The organism is Sporomusa sp. (genome assembly GCF_035561155.1).
Lineage (GTDB): Bacteria > Bacillota > Negativicutes > Sporomusales > Sporomusaceae > Sporomusa.
Genome location: NZ_DATMYD010000162.1, coordinates 1 through 16,675, shown reverse-complemented (window position 1 = coordinate 16,675; position 16,675 = coordinate 1). Strand labels below are relative to the sequence as shown.

At 44.7% G+C, this 16,675-nt stretch carries 13 protein-coding genes; all 13 read left to right on the top strand.

What is annotated here, in order from left to right:
• Window positions 1–92 precede the first annotated feature (92 nt).
• Window positions 93–1,409, top strand: coding sequence for a hypothetical protein (locus VN447_RS22580; RefSeq protein ID WP_325528607.1), 1,317 nt, complete (start codon window positions 93–95; stop codon window positions 1,407–1,409).
• Between the two features lie 278 nt (window positions 1,410–1,687).
• A complete protein-coding gene (locus VN447_RS22575) occupies window positions 1,688–2,482 on the top strand; it encodes a DUF3100 domain-containing protein (protein WP_325528605.1) in 795 nt (264 codons plus the stop codon).
• Window positions 2,482–2,934, top strand: coding sequence for a hypothetical protein (locus VN447_RS22570; protein WP_325528603.1), 453 nt, complete (start codon window positions 2,482–2,484; stop codon window positions 2,932–2,934). The genes VN447_RS22575 and VN447_RS22570 overlap by 1 nt, the downstream gene beginning before the upstream one ends.
• A 36-nt stretch (window positions 2,935–2,970) precedes the next feature.
• On the top strand, window positions 2,971–4,287 hold the full coding sequence (locus tag VN447_RS22565) for an amidohydrolase (RefSeq protein WP_325528601.1): 1,317 nt from the start codon (window positions 2,971–2,973) through the stop codon (window positions 4,285–4,287).
• 319 nt (window positions 4,288–4,606) lie between these two features.
• On the top strand, window positions 4,607–5,173 hold the full coding sequence (locus VN447_RS22560; protein ID WP_325528599.1) for a glycerol-3-phosphate responsive antiterminator: 567 nt from the start codon (window positions 4,607–4,609) through the stop codon (window positions 5,171–5,173).
• 297 nt (window positions 5,174–5,470) lie between these two features.
• On the top strand, window positions 5,471–6,247 hold the full coding sequence (locus VN447_RS22555; RefSeq protein ID WP_325528597.1) for an SDR family oxidoreductase: 777 nt from the start codon (window positions 5,471–5,473) through the stop codon (window positions 6,245–6,247).
• A gap of 72 nt (window positions 6,248–6,319) precedes the next feature.
• Window positions 6,320–7,768: an FAD-binding oxidoreductase gene (locus VN447_RS22550; protein WP_325528595.1), complete on the top strand. Its 1,449-nt coding sequence runs from the start codon at window positions 6,320–6,322 to the stop codon at window positions 7,766–7,768.
• A gap of 13 nt (window positions 7,769–7,781) precedes the next feature.
• A complete protein-coding gene (locus tag VN447_RS22545; RefSeq protein ID WP_325528594.1) occupies window positions 7,782–8,591 on the top strand; it encodes a hypothetical protein in 810 nt (269 codons plus the stop codon).
• Entirely contained in the window at window positions 8,588–9,544 is a 957-nt protein-coding gene (locus VN447_RS22540; RefSeq protein WP_325528592.1) for an electron transfer flavoprotein subunit alpha/FixB family protein, read from the top strand. The genes VN447_RS22545 and VN447_RS22540 overlap by 4 nt, the downstream gene beginning before the upstream one ends.
• Window positions 9,545–9,559: 15 nt before the next feature.
• Window positions 9,560–11,101 (top strand): FAD-binding oxidoreductase, encoded by a 1,542-nt coding sequence (locus VN447_RS22535; protein WP_325528590.1) that lies wholly within the window; start codon window positions 9,560–9,562, stop codon window positions 11,099–11,101.
• 54 nt (window positions 11,102–11,155) lie between these two features.
• Window positions 11,156–12,589, top strand: coding sequence for an FGGY-family carbohydrate kinase (locus VN447_RS22530; RefSeq protein ID WP_325528588.1), 1,434 nt, complete (start codon window positions 11,156–11,158; stop codon window positions 12,587–12,589).
• Window positions 12,590–13,180: 591 nt separating this feature from the next.
• Entirely contained in the window at window positions 13,181–14,800 is a 1,620-nt protein-coding gene (locus VN447_RS22525; protein ID WP_325528586.1) for a BCCT family transporter, read from the top strand.
• Window positions 14,801–15,099: 299 nt separating this feature from the next.
• A complete protein-coding gene (locus VN447_RS22520; RefSeq protein WP_325528584.1) occupies window positions 15,100–16,533 on the top strand; it encodes a sigma-54 interaction domain-containing protein in 1,434 nt (477 codons plus the stop codon).
• Window positions 16,534–16,675 lie beyond the last annotated feature (142 nt).

The following is a 16,675-nucleotide window of genomic DNA, read 5'->3' as shown; positions in this document are numbered from 1 at the left end:
TTGGCCCATGATATAATAAAGGACAAACCCTATCCGACTAAGAACTAATAAAATATCTAAAGCAATTGAGAACGTCAACCAAGGAGTAATGTATGCACAGAATTGGTGTAGTCGGTCCTGACCGCTCTGTAGACCGGATCCTGAAGGTGGCCGAAGAATTTAATCATGGAATTGAATTTATTCCATTTGCTTATGAAGATGAGAATGAAATCCAATCGATTTTACAACAAAATCGTGGCAAGGTGAAAGGCTGGCTTTTTTCTGGTCCAGTTCCGTATATCATTGCCGAGGAGTTTCTGGAAGCAGACGATACTGTGGCCTATTGTCAAACAATGGGTGGGGGATTTTACCAGTGCTGTCTGCAAATGGCTTTTGCTCACAACGTGATTTTACAGCGTATCTCTGTTGATATAGTTGAATCCGAAGTGGATATAGAAAAACTACTCCACGCAACAGGGATACCATGGCGTGATTTTTACATTAAGTATTACAATCGTCAGTATAATCCGGAAGAGATAATCCAGTTTCATCTTCAATTATGGCGAGCGGGCAAAATTGATGGAGTCATAACTGCTTTGCGTAGTGTTATGAATGCGCTGCAAAAAGAAGGAGTGCCTGTTTATCACTTTACTTTAACTGAACGAGAAATTTATCAATCGATAAAAATTATTATTGAGAAGGTAAAGTCATCGTACTTTAAAAATACCCAGGTAGGTCTGGTAATTATTGAAGTCGGCAGCTATGGGGAGATTATTGAAAAGGCTAAGTCGCCTTATGACTTGCAACTTTTAGAGTTGAGACTTAAGGAGATTTTATTGCCTCTGTGTAAGAGTTTGGATGGCTATCTCTTGGATAAAGGAACAGGTGTGTATGAGATTTTTAGTTCCCGCGGGGTAGTAGAGCGAGAAATAGCCATGCTGCAAGATACGATTGAGCGATTAATATTGGCGGTAAATATTGACGTCCCTATCACAGCCGGCATCGGTTTCGGCGAAACGGTTTTTGCAGCTGAGATCAATGCGCATCGAGCTCTGCGTAACACCAGAGGGCACAAAGAGGCCCCGATCGTTATTGTGCAGGATGATGGTAAAATGGTCGAAGTAGAAAGGCACGACAAGGTATTGAGTTATGATTTTTATTCCAATGACACTGACTTGCTGAAGAAGTTAAATCAAGTCAGTGTGGGAATCAAGACCTACCGCAAAATCGAAAACATCATACAACGTATGGGATGGGGGTCTTTTTCGACCTCCCAGTTAGCCTCTCAGATGTCGGTTACCGAACGGAATGTTCGGAGGATTATAACCAGTCTCTGTGATGCTGGTCTGGTCGAGCATGCTGGCGAAGAGTCTGCGGTGACGAGGGGGCGGCCTAGCAAGTTGTATCAACTTGCTACGTCCAGAAGCTAAAAGGGTTTCCCTATTGCTATATATAATTTACCGTTCTTTTCCGTAAGATTAAAACCCGCTAAAACATTATGTTTTAAGCGGGTTTTTAGCATGTAATTCCCACAGCCCCTGTTGGTCTGTCAATAAATTTTTGCTTGATAGTTCTGATTATACTGTTATATAATTAATTTCGGAAAAGTTCCGAATATATTCCAAAAATACAGAGGTGATTTGTAACAACACAAACGACTTGGTCGCAGGAACTGGTTTTACACAGTAATAATTTGGGGAGTGATGTAATGGACATTTTGCGCAATTGGAAAATTCACGTTTTAGTGCTCATCATTGTTGTTATGTCAGAGAAGATTGGTATTGTAAAGTATGGTCTAATAATTCTGTTGCCTTTACTGCACGCAATGATATTAGGCGGCGTAGTCAGTTTTCCCAGATTTAATATTCTATCAACAAAGCAAATGGAAGTGGCCGCCGGGATTTTGCCGCTTTCTATGATGCTGCTAATAGTCAAAATTGGTTTGGATATTGGTCCGAATATTTCCCTGTTGTTCCATTCGAAAGGGGCGCTGCTTTTTCAAGAAGTAGGGCATTTTTTCGGTACTGTTCTGTTGGGGTTGCCGATTGCCGTACTTCTAAAGATGGGGAGAGAGGCCATTGGGGCAACTTATTCAGTTGCTAGAGAACCGAATATTGCCATCATTGCTGAGAAATATGGTCTTGATTCACCGGAAGGCCGCGGCGTAATGGCGATGTATATTTGCGGAACACTATTTGGTGCCGTGTGGCTGGCGATTTTAACCGGTGTAGTGGCCAAACTGGGAATTCTCCATCCCTATGCCTTAGCAATGGGATCAGGTGTAGGTAGCGGCAGTATGATGGCCGCTTCGGTTGGCTCAATTATTGCGGCCTATCCGGATATGGAACAACAAATCCGGGCCTATGCGGGGGCAGCCAACTTGATGTCTACTATTTTGGGCATTTACATAAGTCTCTTTCTTTCTTTGCCGTTGGCGAACAAACTGTATAATTTTTTAAGTAAGTTTCAGAGCAATGAAGAGACTGCAAAGGAGACGGTATAATGAGCAAATTGCTGAATATGGCCATCGTCCTGATAATAACAGGATTGTTTGTGACGGTTGCTAATATGATCGGCTATAAAGTAGATTGGTATAGTTCGTTGCTAGGCATTACTATTATAGTCGTGATTGGCCTTATTGGAATGGCTATCAGTCAAGTACCAGTGTTCAATAAATTGCCGATGGTTTTTTGGATCTCTTTTGTTGCTGTCATTATCTCTCTCCCTGGTTTTCCCGGCAGTGCATGGATTATCCAAACGACAAAAAAGGTACAATTTTTAGCCATTACCACGCCTATTCTGGCCTATGCCGGGCTTTCGCTGGGGAAAGATATTGAGATGTTTAAAAAGTTGTCATGGCGTATCGTACCAGTAGCGCTGGCTGTAATTACAGGGACGTTTATCTTCGCTGCCATTATCGCCCAATTTGTTTTAAAATGGGAAGGCGCGATTTAGTCATAAGATAAGCAAGATTGGTGCTGGAGGTAGACAATGACGAAAGCAGAATTAAAGCAGAAGGTTTGTCAGGCAATTGAAGCAAAACGGGAGCAGATTATTGAGCTGGGAGAGTCTATCTATCGTGAACCGGAGCTAGGTTTTAAAGAAATTAAGACTGCCGCCAAGGTAGAAGAAATATTTCGTACATTGGGTGTATCTTACGAAAAAGAGTTGGCCCTTACCGGCGTGAAGGGACGGCTCAAAGGTAAAGCGTCCAACCGCACTGTTGCTGTCTTAGGTGAACTTGACGCTGTTATTTGCGCCGGACACCCGGCAGCAGACCCTTTAAGTGGTGCTGCTCATTGCTGCGGTCATAATACTCAGATTGCACTGCTAATGGCTGTAGGCATGGCGCTGGTTGATACCGGTGCGATGGAGTTTCTGGCTGGCGATGTAGTACTGTTCGCTGTTCCGGCTGAGGAATATGTTGAAATTTCGTACCGCAACAAGCTGCGTGAAGAAGGCAAAATCAAGTATCTTGGCGGCAAACAAGAATTGATTTACCGGGGAGCCTTTGATGATATTGATATGGCGTTACAAATTCATTTGATTACCAATGCCGCATCAGATTGTTTTGTCCGGCTTGGCAGCACCAGCAACGGATTTATTGGCAAATTGGTTCAGTATCGGGGAAAAGCCGCCCATGCCGCAATGGCGCCTTCTGAAGGTATAAATGCTCTGAATGCGGCTATGTTAGGCGTTATGGGAGTTCATGCGCAGCGGGAGACCTTCCGGGAACAGGATTATGTACGGTTCCATCCGATTATTACCCAAGGCGGCGATTTGGTTAACGTTATCCCTGACGATGTACGCATGGAGAGTTATGTTCGCGCCGCGAGCATAGAAGCGTTACGTGACAGCAATATAAAAATTGACCGCGCTCTGCGTGCTGGTGCTGATGCGGTGGGTGCTGAAGTGTCTATTCAAAGTTTACCCGGTTATTTGCCGATGAATAATAACCAGGATCTCAATCAAGTGTTTAAGGCCAATGCGGAAGTTTTATACGGACAAACGCAGGTGGTTACAGGAACACATGAAGCAGGCAGCACCGATACAGGTGATCTTTCTCACATCATGCCGACTATCCATCCTTGGCTTGGTTGTGTTTCAGGTGCTCTGCATAGCAAAGATTACACTGTGTCTGATTCCCACGCGGCTTATATCAAGTCCGCACAGGCACTGGCTATGACTGTTATTGACCTATTATATGGTAATGGCGAAGTAGCAGAGAAGATATTGAATGAGTATAAGCCACTGCTAACGAAAGAACAGTACTTGGACTTTTTAAATTCGTTTAATCAAGCTAATTAATAGGATATAATGTCATGAGCCCACAGTTTCACGACACTTTTATCAATGGAAGCATCACTTTGTCTGTAGGCAAGGTTATGCTTCCATTGATAATTTTCAGAAAAAATCAGTAATTTGTGACAACTTGCTTGACAAGTAACTTTTTCAAAGACATACTGAAGATGATTAAACCATGAGAATTTCTGGTGTAATGAGTTCGAAAAAGAGGCGGCTTTTGCCGCAATCGTATCAATGAAGGATGTCGCGTTTCAATAGGGCGGTCTCGAACGGTGCATTATCAGGGGAATTTGGGAAAGTTACATTGTTGGAGGTTTTCATTATGAGCAGCAACTTACAAGCCATATTGGAAGATAACCCGGTTATCGCCGGAATAAAAAATGATGCGGGTTTAGAGGCGGTATTGACTTCCGATTGCAAAATAGTTTTTATATTGTACGGGAATATCTTGAACATCGGCGACATTGTAAAGAAAATAAAAGCCAGTGGAAAAATATCTTTTATTAATGTGGATCTGCTTGAAGGGCTTTCGCATAAAGAGATTGTTGTTCAATACCTGAAAGAACACACGAAAGCCGACGGCATTCTCAGTTCCAAAGCATCCATGATCCGAGCTGCGAGGGCGCAAGGATTTTACACCATTCACCGGTTCTTTTTAATCGATTCCTTTTCTTTTCATAATCTGGATAAGCAAATTGACATTTCGCAACCTGATTGCATCGAAATTTTGCCAGGCTGTATGCCGAAAGTGATTTCCTGGGTAATTGAAAAATTTGACCTACCTGTCATTGCGGGTGGCTTAGTTTGCGAAAAGGACGATGTGGTTGCCGCGCTGAAAGCCGGTGCTGTCGCCATTTCTTCGACCAATACGGCGGTATGGAGTGTGTAGGCCCACAAAGCCCGGGAAGTGTGCGTTTAGATTTAGCTTATGGCAGTTATTTAATGAATATTTAGAAATGAATAAAAAGTCTTGACATTTTATTAAGCTGTTTATATACTTAAAGCAATTACTAGTGTACAGAGGATAGTAATTTCCGCAAGGGAATATACTGTCCTCTGTTTTTTTATGTTAACTGTAGGGGCGAAATTAATTCCGCCCGATCCGGAGGAAGTGCCAGGAGGAGCGAAAAATTCCCTTGCGGCGAGAAGAGGCAAAAGGGTTAGAGTTAAAAAGGAGGCAAAAATCATGAGTATTGTGGATTTTTCAATGGATTATTTTTCGCTGAAAGGCAAAAATGCGATTGTCACCGGGGGAAATACCGGATTGGGGCAAGCCTTTGCTTTGGCTTTGGCAAAAGCCGGAGCCAATCTGCTGATTCCAAGCTTTATGGAAGATGACGGTACTACAAAAAGAATGATCGAAAATGAAGGCGTAAAGATGGAGTTCATGAAAATAGACATTACTGAAGAAGGGGCCGCCAAGAAAATCATCGACCGCTGCGTCGACGCGTTCGGTTCTATTGATATTTTGGTGAATAGTGCAGGCATTTGCAAGCTCGCCACCGTACTGGAATTTGGCAGGCAAGAGTGGGATCCCATGATTGATGTAAATTTAACCGCGGCTTTTGAATTAAGTCATGAAGCGGCGAAGCGAATGATTCCCCAAAAAAGCGGTAAGATCATCAACATTTGTTCCCTGTTTTCCTTTTTGGGAGGTAAATGGTCGCCGGCCTATGCCGCGACCAAACACGCGTTAGCCGGATTTACCAAGGCGTACTGTGACGAACTGGGACAATACAATATTCAAGTTAACGGGATTGCACCAGGATATTATGCAACAGATATTACAAAGCAAACCAGAAGCAATCCGGAGACCAACAAAAAGGTATTAGATCATATCCCGGCAAACCGTTGGGGAGAAACGCTGGATTTGATGGGAGCGACGGTCTTTTTGGCCAGCAGAGCTTCGGACTATGTCAATGGTCACTTGCTGGTGGTGGATGGCGGATACTTAGTCAGATAATACGGATTTTTCACAACAAGAAAGAACCGGTTTAGGAATTAATTTCGTTTTACAAAAAGGAGAAGAATGGCAATGAAACTTACGCGGGAGCAGATTGTTAAAAGTCTGAATGACATTGTGGGAGAGGAACGCGTTATTACCGATGAGCAGGTTTTAAAAACCAGCAGCATTGATCGCTTCCGAAAGTACGAAGATATCTGCGGCGTATACACCCAGCCGATTCCAGCGGCAGTCGTTAAGGTCAAGAATACGGAACAAGTGGCCAAAGTATTAAAGTTCATGAATGAAAACAAATTGAATGTTGTGCCCAGGACCGGCGCATCAGCTACGGAAGGCGGGCTGGAAACTGCCGTGGAAAACTCGGTGGTCATTGATGGATCGGACATGAATGAGATGATAAACATTGATCCTTACAATATGCTTGCAACGGTTCAGTGCGGTGTTTCCCTGCAATACCTTGAAGATTCTCTGCGTGAACAGGGATATACAACCGGCCATTCGCCACAGTCAAAACCTCTGGCGCAAATGGGGGGATTGGTGGCAACCCGCAGCATTGGACAATTATCTACACTCTATGGCGGGATTGAAGATATGGTTGTTGGCTTGGAAGCCGTGTTTCCCAATGGTGAAATCACAAGAATCAAGAATGTGCCTCGTCGTGCCGCCGGGCCTGATATCCGGCATGTAATTATCGGGAGCGAAGGCGCCCTTTGTTTTATCACGGAAGTCACTGTCAAAATATTTAAGTACATGCCGGAAAACAACCGCTTCTATGGATATACCCTTGACAATATGAAGACCGGATTTGAAATACTGCGGGAAGTCATGGTGGAAGGCTACAAACCCTCCATCGCCCGTTTATATGACGTGGAAGACGGGGCCTTTCATTTCTCCCACTTTGCCGAAGACAAATGCGTATTGATATTCATGGCCGAAGGTCCGCAGGGAATCGCGGAAGTGACGGGCAAAGCGATTGAGGAGATCGTTACCAGATATCCGGAATGCGCAAAAGTCGACAGCAAATTGATTGAACGCTGGTTTGCCCATTTGAACTGGGGACCCGACAAAATTGCTCAGGAAAGAACGGAAATCATGGAAACCCGGAACATCGGATTTACAACAGAAGTATCAGGATGTTGGGACGTAATCAACGAGATCTATGAAAACTGCGTGCAAAGAATTCGGGCGGAAGCGCCGGACATCACCATGGTAGGCGGACATTCCTCTCACAGCTACTTGAATGGGACCAATATGTATTTTGTTTACTATTACAATATTGTGGATTGTAAACCTGAAGAAGAAGTGAAGAAATACCACAACCCCATTAATCAGATCATTGTTGAAGAAACTGTCCGGCTGGGTGGTTCAATTGTTCATCATCATGGCATAGGAAAAGCGAGAGCACCTTGGATTAAGGACGAGTATCAATCATCCTATTATATTCTTGAGACATTAAAGAAAGCGTTTGACCCTAATGGAATCATGAATGCCGGCACCATTATTCCCCTAAACGCCAAATAGCATGGACATCCTAGTGTGCTTTAAAGTGGTGCCTGATTTGGACATGATGTCTGCGGAGGACTGGGTAGTTAAGGGTCACTCGCAGGTGGATACGGGTTGTGTGCCAACTATGCTCAACCCTTATGATGAAAGCGCTCTTGAATTGGCCCTAAAGCTCAAAGATGCCAACACTGGAAATCCCGTGGATTTGCAACTGACCGCCTTAACCATTGGCACGAATCGTTCCCATAAGGTGCTGAAAAATTTGTTGGCGTTGAAGTATGATCATGCCGTAAGGGTGGACTGCGGTCTTGATCTTCGGTTTAATGCCCCGGCCGTTGCCGCAATGATTCATCAGTATATGAAAAGCCAAAGAAACCATCAGGTGATTCTTTTCGGGAGTCAGAGCAATGAAGGGGATAATGGAAAAACCCCGCTACTGGTGGCGGAAAGCCTGGGAGTTCCTTGCATCAACGCTGTAACCAACGTTACATTGTCGGAGCAAAAGGGCTGCCTGGACGTGACCTTCAGGCTTGATGACTGGCTGATTGAGCAGACGGTTAAGCTGCCCGTGGTATTGGCAGTGGGAAATGCTCCCAATACCTATATCAGAGTTCCCACCCTGAAGGACAAAATGCAGTCTTCCCAAAAGGAAGTAGAGGTGTACTTCCTTAAGGATTTGGGGCTGGCAGAACAGGCGCTTGAAGAAGCAAATGACATTGAAATCATTGAACTGTTCTACGAACAGCATGAGCGAAGCGGTGTGTTCATACAAGGCCGGAATGCTGCGGAAAAAGCAGATGTGCTTTATGAAGATTACATAAAGAAGCGAGTCAAGACATGAAAATAGCGATTGTTCTGAGCGGTAGTCTACAATCCATTATCAGTCAAGCAGAGGAATTAAACGGTTATATGAACCGAAACTTTTCCAAAGTAGAGGAAATGGAAGCATGGATTGTAGCAGCTCAAGAGGTTGATGTGAAAACCATTGGTTTTTCACATAAGATTACGAGCGTAAAGCTTGTGGAAGTCCGGACCAATCATGTGGCCGAAGAGTATTTGGAAGCGATAACCAAGATGTATGAAGGCACAAAGCCGCAGATCCTGGTATTTGGCAGCGACTGGTTTGCCACCGGTCTGGCGGTCAGAACCGCCTATCGGTTAAAAGGCACTTCGTGTACAGGCGTAAAAAGCAGCCAATATGACGACGGACGTTTTTTGGTTGAAAAGGCGGTTTATTCCAATCATTTGACGGCAAAATTCCGAATGAAAACCCGTCCGTTCTGCCTTTCAATCGCAAAAGGGTTTAAAGAAAAAACGGAATTTGCGGCAAAGCCGCCGGCAGTGGAAAGGCTTGCATTTGCCTCTTCCCTCAGTACGGCTTGGCTGCAAGGGTACCGGTGCGAGCAAATGAAAACGCCCGCGGGGCTGTCTGCGGCTAAAATTGTTGTTGCTGTAGGCAAAGGCATCGGCAGCAAGGAAAAAATTCCGTTGCTGGCAGAACTGACAGAACGTTTAGGGGGCGAGCTAGGGGCCAGCCGTCCTGTCGTTATGAATGCCTGGCTGGGCATGGATCGGCTCATTGGCGCATCAGGGTCGATTCTCTCCCCGGAGGTATGTATTGTAATCGGCGCTTCGGGCGCTGCAGCATTTGCAGTTGGGATAGAAAAAAGCAAGCTCATTATCGCCGTGAATCGTGATGAAAAAGCGCCGATACTCAAAATCGCGGATGTGGCCATTTGCTCTGATTATCAGGAATTTGTCGATGAACTGATCAAACGGTTAAATGCAGAATGATAAAGTGGTGATACAATGACGACGGAGTGGATTCAACCCTTCGAGGCAAGATTTGAGGACTATCTGAGAGATGAGTCCAAAATGAGTGGGCAAGCGGCCAGCATTTCTTTTCCGGAAACCAAAGAGGCTGTTGTTGCGATCGTCCGGCAAATGATAGGTGCTTCCATCCCTATTACCGTGCAAGGCGGCAAAACTGGTATTTGCGGTGGGGCAGTACCCTTGTCTGGGCATGTCCTGAATTTGTCTTGCCTGAATAGAATCCTAGGTCTTCGCAAAATTGGCGAAGGATATTTTCTTAAAGTTCAGGCCGGAGTCCGGTTAGATGAATTAAAAAAACAGCTTTATAAAAGAAGCTTTGAAACGCACGGTTGGGACGAAGAATCGTTGGCAGCGCTGGCGGCGTTTAAGCAGGACAACGCTTATTTTTGGCCGCCGGAGCCGACAGAAACTTCGGCAACCATTGGGGGTATTCTCGCAACCAATGCCCAAGGTATATGCGGATATTTATATGGTGATACCCGGCAATACGTGGAGGAATTAGGCCTGATTGACGGTCGGGGGAATGAAATAACCATTCCCAGAGGGGAATACAAGCTTCATGCACAACAGTGGATATTACCAGTCGAAGAGTCCCCTGCCGCGAATTCAGATATCTTGAAACTGCAGCAAGATGGTGATTGGCTGGACCTTTACCTGGGTAGTGAGGGGATGTATGGAATTATTGTCGATGCGACCCTGCGCTTAATCGAACGGCCCCAGGAAATATGGGGCGTGGCATTCTTTTCTGAAGGACAGGACAACCTTTTCCAATTCGCGGAAGAATTAAGTCGTGCAGCCTATAAAGAAGGCACCGCTGCCATTGCTGCCATCGAATATATTGATAAGGCGACCCTGGATTATATCCGGAAATTGAAGGAAGTGGCTACAAATTTGCAGGCACTGCCGTCGGTCGACGAAAAGTACGCGGGGATGATCTATATCGAACTCCATGGGGAACAGGAGGGGGATATTGAAACGATTGCAGAAAAACTGATGGAGTTATCCGGAAAATGTGGCTGTGATGAAGAGTTTACCTGGGCTCTATCCGGGGTAGAGGAAATTGAGAAAATGAGGGCTTTTCGTCATGCCGCGCCGGAGTCAATTAACATGGCGCTGGAGCAAGCGAGACGATCGGACCCGCGAATCATGAAGCTTTCTACCGATATAACGATGCCGAATCAGAGTTTTGGCAAGGTTCTTACGATGTATCAGCATGACGCAAGGGAAAACGGGGCTGAAATTGCTATTTTCGGACATGTGGCTGGCAATCATGTGCATGTAAACTTTCTTCCTAAAAACTATGAGGAATATGTAGTTGGTAAAAAACTTATTGAGAAGTGGACGATCCAGGCCGCCCGGGAAGGGGGCATTGTTTTCAGCGAGCATGGTGTAGGGAAAATAAAAAAAGAGTTGTTTAAATTGGTAACCGACCATGAGGTCTTAAGTCACATTCACAAGGTCAAGAAAGCAATGGATCCGAAAAATGTGCTGAATCCGGGCAATCGGTTTGATGAATAGTCATTCAAAAAAAACAGGTTTGTGATTTTATATAGAAGGACGGGAGCGAGGGTAATGAAAAAGAAGTACATCATCGGCGTCGATGGTGGGTCGCAGAGTTCCAAGGTGATCATTTTTGATCTGGAAGGAAACATTGTTTGTGAGGGTAAGCAGAATTTGCGACCTATGAGCTTGCCCGCGCCGGGTGTTGTAGAACATCCGGATGATGATTTGTGGGATTCCATTGTCGCCGCAAGCAGGCTGGCGATGAGCAGTTTTTCCGGCAACCCGGAAGACATTATTGGTATAGGGCTGTGTACGATTCGTTTTTGCCGGGTGTTACTAAAAGAGGATGGTACCTTGGCTTCACCCGCGATGAGTTGGATGGATGAAAGGGTGTCCAGACCCTATGAGCATATCAACCCTTCCGTTAAATATGTTACCACAACGTCAGGATATATCACCCATCGCCTGACCGGGAATTTCCATGATACGGCCGCCAATTATCAAGGGCAATGGCCCATTAACACCGATACCTGGCAATGGAGCGAAGATCCGGAAGTTATAAAGAAGATGAATATTCCCCGAGAAATGTTATTTCACTTAAAAATGCCGGGAACCATTTTGGGTCATATGTCAGAAAAAGCAGCGCAGATCACCGGCCTTCCCGCCAGCATTCCCGTAGTTGCAACCGCTAATGACAAAGCGGTTGAAGCCTTAGGTGCCGGGTCATTGGCGGAAAATACGGCGCTCATTTCTCTGGGTACCTATATTGCCTCGATGGTGCACGGCCATGAAAATCCGAAGGATACAATGCAGTTCTGGACGAACTTTGCCGCAATTCCCAATCACTATCTCTATGAAAGTTATGGTATCCGGAGAGGGATGTGGACGGTCAGCTGGTTTAAAAACCTTTTGGGTGATGATATCGCTTTAAAAGCGGAAGCTCTCAGCATTACGGAAGAAGAGTACTTGAATCAGGAAGCACAAAAAGTTCCCGCCGGCAGTGATGGGTTAATGACTGTTTTAGATTGGTTGGCGCCTGTTCATGAGCCGTTTAAAAAAGGGTTGATGATTGGTTTTGATGCTCGTCACAGTGGCGCGCATATATATCGATCCATTTTAGAGGCAATCGCATTAACCATGAAAGATCGCGCGGATGCGATGTGCGCGGAATTGAGTATTGAACTGGATCATATCATTGTTTCCGGTGGTGGCTCCAATAGCAGTCTGTTTATGCAAATTTTTGCCGATGTGTTTGGTGTGCCGGCTTCCCGAAATATAGTAAACGGCTCGGCCAGTTTAGGATCGGCTATTTGTGCGGCGGTTGCGGTGGGCGCGTATGATAGCTATCAAACGGCCACTGAAAAAATGGTAAAGATTAGGGATACCTTCCAGCCCAATAAAACGAACACTGATTTCTATAAAAGGATAAACGACGAGGTGTATAAGCATATTACCGCCTATACCGATGAGATCTTAAAGAAATCCTACCCGATTTTTCGCTGAACAAAAGCAAGGAATGTTTTGAGTCTGTTAGTCCGTTATCAGGGGTTTTATCATCGCTCATTTCACCGGCGACAACTTATTTAACGAATATTTGGAAATGAACAAAAATTCTTGACATTTTATTAAACTATTAATATACTTAAAGAAATTACTAGTGAACAGAGAACAGTAATTTCCGTAAGGGAATATACTGTCCTCTGTTTTTTTGTGTAAATTTTGGGGCGGGGAATCTGTGCTAACCGTGTATTGACAGAAACGGTTGGGATAAAGATGCCGGGCTGCCAGAGGAGGAATGATTTCGGCTTTCAAAGTAAGCCAGCACAAGCCGCGGCGAAGTACTGAATGTTTGGGGAGGAATGAACATGTACACATAATCAAAGCAATCACTTTAAACCATTCTAGTTTTGGCCGATCAGCCTGAGATACTGTTAATGTTAATAATGAATGTTCTATCTTTGTAAATCTGGAAGCGGTTTTCCCAGTTCTTTGGCGGTTATCATCGAAAAAGCCCTGTAACGTATTCAAGGCTCGCTTTTCAAGTTGAATGAAATTTGAAAAGCCATACTGATGTACAAAAAAGGAGGAAATACTATGGGAAAAATCAGACCGATCGCGTTTTGGCCTCCGGTAATTCTTTTTATTGCGGCATGCGCGTATAACTTCATTGACAAAGACGGCTTTGGTAAAATGATCGGAATTGCAAACAAATGGTTAATGGGCAATTTTGCCTGGGCTTTCTGTTTAGGAGTTTTGGCAATGCTCGGTGTCGTCGTTTTCGTCATGTTTTCCAAGTTCGGTGATGTGAGAATCGGCGGAAAAGATGCTGCTCCTATGCTCGACGATTGGCGTTATTTTTCTATAACCTTGACCAGCATCATTGCTATCGGTATTTTGTTCTGGGCTACGGCAGAGCCACTCTACCATCTGACAGCCCCTCCGAAGTCTCTCAATATTGTGCCCAACAGTCCGGAAGCGGCCGTGTTTGCAATGTCTACACTGTTTATACATTGGGGATTCCTGCCGCTGGCAATCTACGCCGTACCTTCCATAATGTTCGCGTTTGCGTACTATAACATGAAAAAGCCTTACAGTCTTGGTTCTACCCTGACACCTGTCTTTGGCGACAAGGTGCTCGGCAAATGGGGACAGGGAATCGACGCAGTCTGTATGTACGCGTTGATCGCCGGTATGGCAGCCTCCCTGGGAACAGGGGTTCTCTCAATCGCAGGTGGGCTCAATAAACTCACAGGAATCCAGACTGGCTCGTTCCTCTGGGCAATGGTTGATATCGCGGTAGTACTGACCTTCGTACTTTCTTCGATTACTGGCCTTTTCAACGGAATCAAAAGGCTATCGGAAATCAACTCCATCGTCTTCTTTATCATGGCGATATTCGTATTTGTCTTCGGTCCGACATTCTGGCTTCTAAACATCGGTGCGGAAGCGTTTGCAAATCACCTGCAGACATTTTTCACCAAGGCAGCATTTACAGGCGCTGCGGCTGGCGATCCCTGGGCCGGTTGGTGGACCATATTCTACTGGTGCAACTGGCTGGCATGGGCTCCGGTATCGGGGATGTTCCTGGGAAGAATCTCCTATGGCCATACCATCAGAAAAGCTCTGACTGTTCAGTTCGTACTTCCGGCTCTGTTTGACATCATATGGATGGTCATATTCGGCGGAGCCGCCATCCATAGCGAACTGGCCGGTGGCAAACTTATGGAGGCCATGGCCCAAGGGCCAGAATTTGCAGTTTACGCTTTTTTAGATCAATATCCGATTGCCTTAATTACGATTTCCGTATTCGTATTCTGCATGTTCCTATCCTATGTAACGGGTTCTGACGCCTATACCACGACGCTTGGCGGCATGAGCACGACTGGCGTTTCGCCCGCCGACCCGGAACCGGCCATGAGCATGAAGATTTTCTGGGGCGCAATCATCGGAACTTTGACATGGGTGATGATTTCTACCGCGGGGGTGGACGGTGTCAAAATGTTATCAAACCTTGGCGGTGGTCCAGCACTGCTTCTTGAATTGTTGATTTGTTTTGCTCTGGTAAAGGTTGCAGTCAACCCGAGCCACTACGATACATTCAAAAATGACTATCATGCCGACGGAAGCCCGATCAAATCGAAAGCTAAGAAGGCGCTGATGTCTGAAGAAGCGGTTACCGAGGCGTATCATGGAAAACCGACACTGAAGGTATAAGTGAGAGCCTGATAAACGATCTAAAATTCACGATGTTCATTATGTAACGGCGCCACCCCGGTCTATGACCGGGGTGGCGCCGTTAGTGCCGGGAAGTGAAGAAATTTATCTACAGTTTTGGCAGTAAAATCATATACTAGGGAGGATAATCTAGTAGCGGGCTAGTATTTGTTAAACATAATAGGAATATTGTTAAGACTGATTAACTAACAGGCGTTACAATGAGGCAACTTTCGGATGAATACCAATAACATAAGCTATCTAGAAAGAGGGGCGACTGTGTGAAGGAGTCTAAGAATGTGTCAACTGAAACTAGCCAGCTGAGCAGAGAAACACTATTAAAAATTCTAGATAATTCGTATGACGCGATTTTTGCTACTGATGGTAAAGGTGTAACCATTTATGCGAATAAAGCCTGTGAAAAGTATTATGGGATCAAACCAAGCGATGTAATTGGCAAAGATTCGTGGCAATTCATGGAAAAAGTCGGGTGCTACCCACCGACTGCCCCTATCACACTTCATAGTAAGGACAAGCATACACTGGAACAAACGACGCGAACTGGCGCCAAAATGTTGGTAACCAATAATCCTATCTATGACCAGGGAGGAAACATTGAATTATTGGTTCAGAACTGCCGTGATGTCAAACAATTAGAAGATACAAAGCGGGACTTAGAACAAACAAAAGAATTACTGGCGCGGATGCAAAACGAGGTGGTGGCATTAAGAAAAAAGGAACTGCGGAATGTTACGCTTGTAGCAAACAGCAACCAGATGAAAGAAGTGCTACAATTGGTAGACAAAGTAGCTGCTGTAGATATTAATATCTTGATTTTAGGCGAAACAGGAACCGGTAAGAGTGCTCTTGCCAAGCATATCCATAAGCTTAGTTCACGCAAAGACGGACCTTTTATTAGTATCAATTGTGCGGCTATTCCTGACGAACTGATTGAGTCGGAGCTGTTTGGGTATATGGGCGGTGCCTTTACCGGTGCTCTTCAGAAGGGCAAGACAGGTCTTGTTGAATTAGCTGACGGCGGCACATTGTTTTTGGATGAAATAGCTGAATTGCCGCTACGGCTGCAAGGGAAGATTTTAAGTGTTATTCAAGAACGCCGTTTTATTCCAGTAGGTGGTCGTCAGGTGAAAGAGACAGATTGCCGGATAATTTCGGCTACAAACAGGAACCTGGAAGAGATGATCGAGCGGGGAAGTTTTCGTGAAGATTTATATTACCGGCTTAATGTTATTGAAATGGAATTAAGACCGCTGCGGGAGCGGCCTGATGATACTATGGCGCTTATCTATTACTTTTTAAATCAATTTAACAAAAAATACAAGAAGGAACATAGCATATCTCCTGAGTGCAGGGACATCTTGCTTGATTATTCATGGCCAGGAAATATCAGGGAACTTGAGAATATGATTGAGCGGCTTGTTGTGGTTGTGGAGGATTCTGTTATTAATGTTTGTCATTTGCCAAGAGTTTTTTCTGAGGCATTTTCGAAAAAAATTCAGTTATTGGATGTGGATGAGCCTCAAGCCAGTACATTAGATACAGCTGTTATTCAGGTGGAGCGTAAAATGGTTGTGGAAGCATTTCGTAAATATGGTAGCTCCCGTAAAGTTGCACATGCACTTAATATCAGTCAGAGTAGAGCTCACCGGCTGATCGAGAAATATTGTAATTACACTGAAACTATTGCTAACAATCAAGATATTCACGACTAATTGTGAAGCATAAATGAATCAGTTGGGTTTCGAATATGAATCGAAATCGCTATCAAATGCTCAATTAAACAGAATATTTCAGTAAGTTATTGTCTGAATTTTATTTAAAATATCTTGGATAAATGCTAAGAAAGCAAGGAAT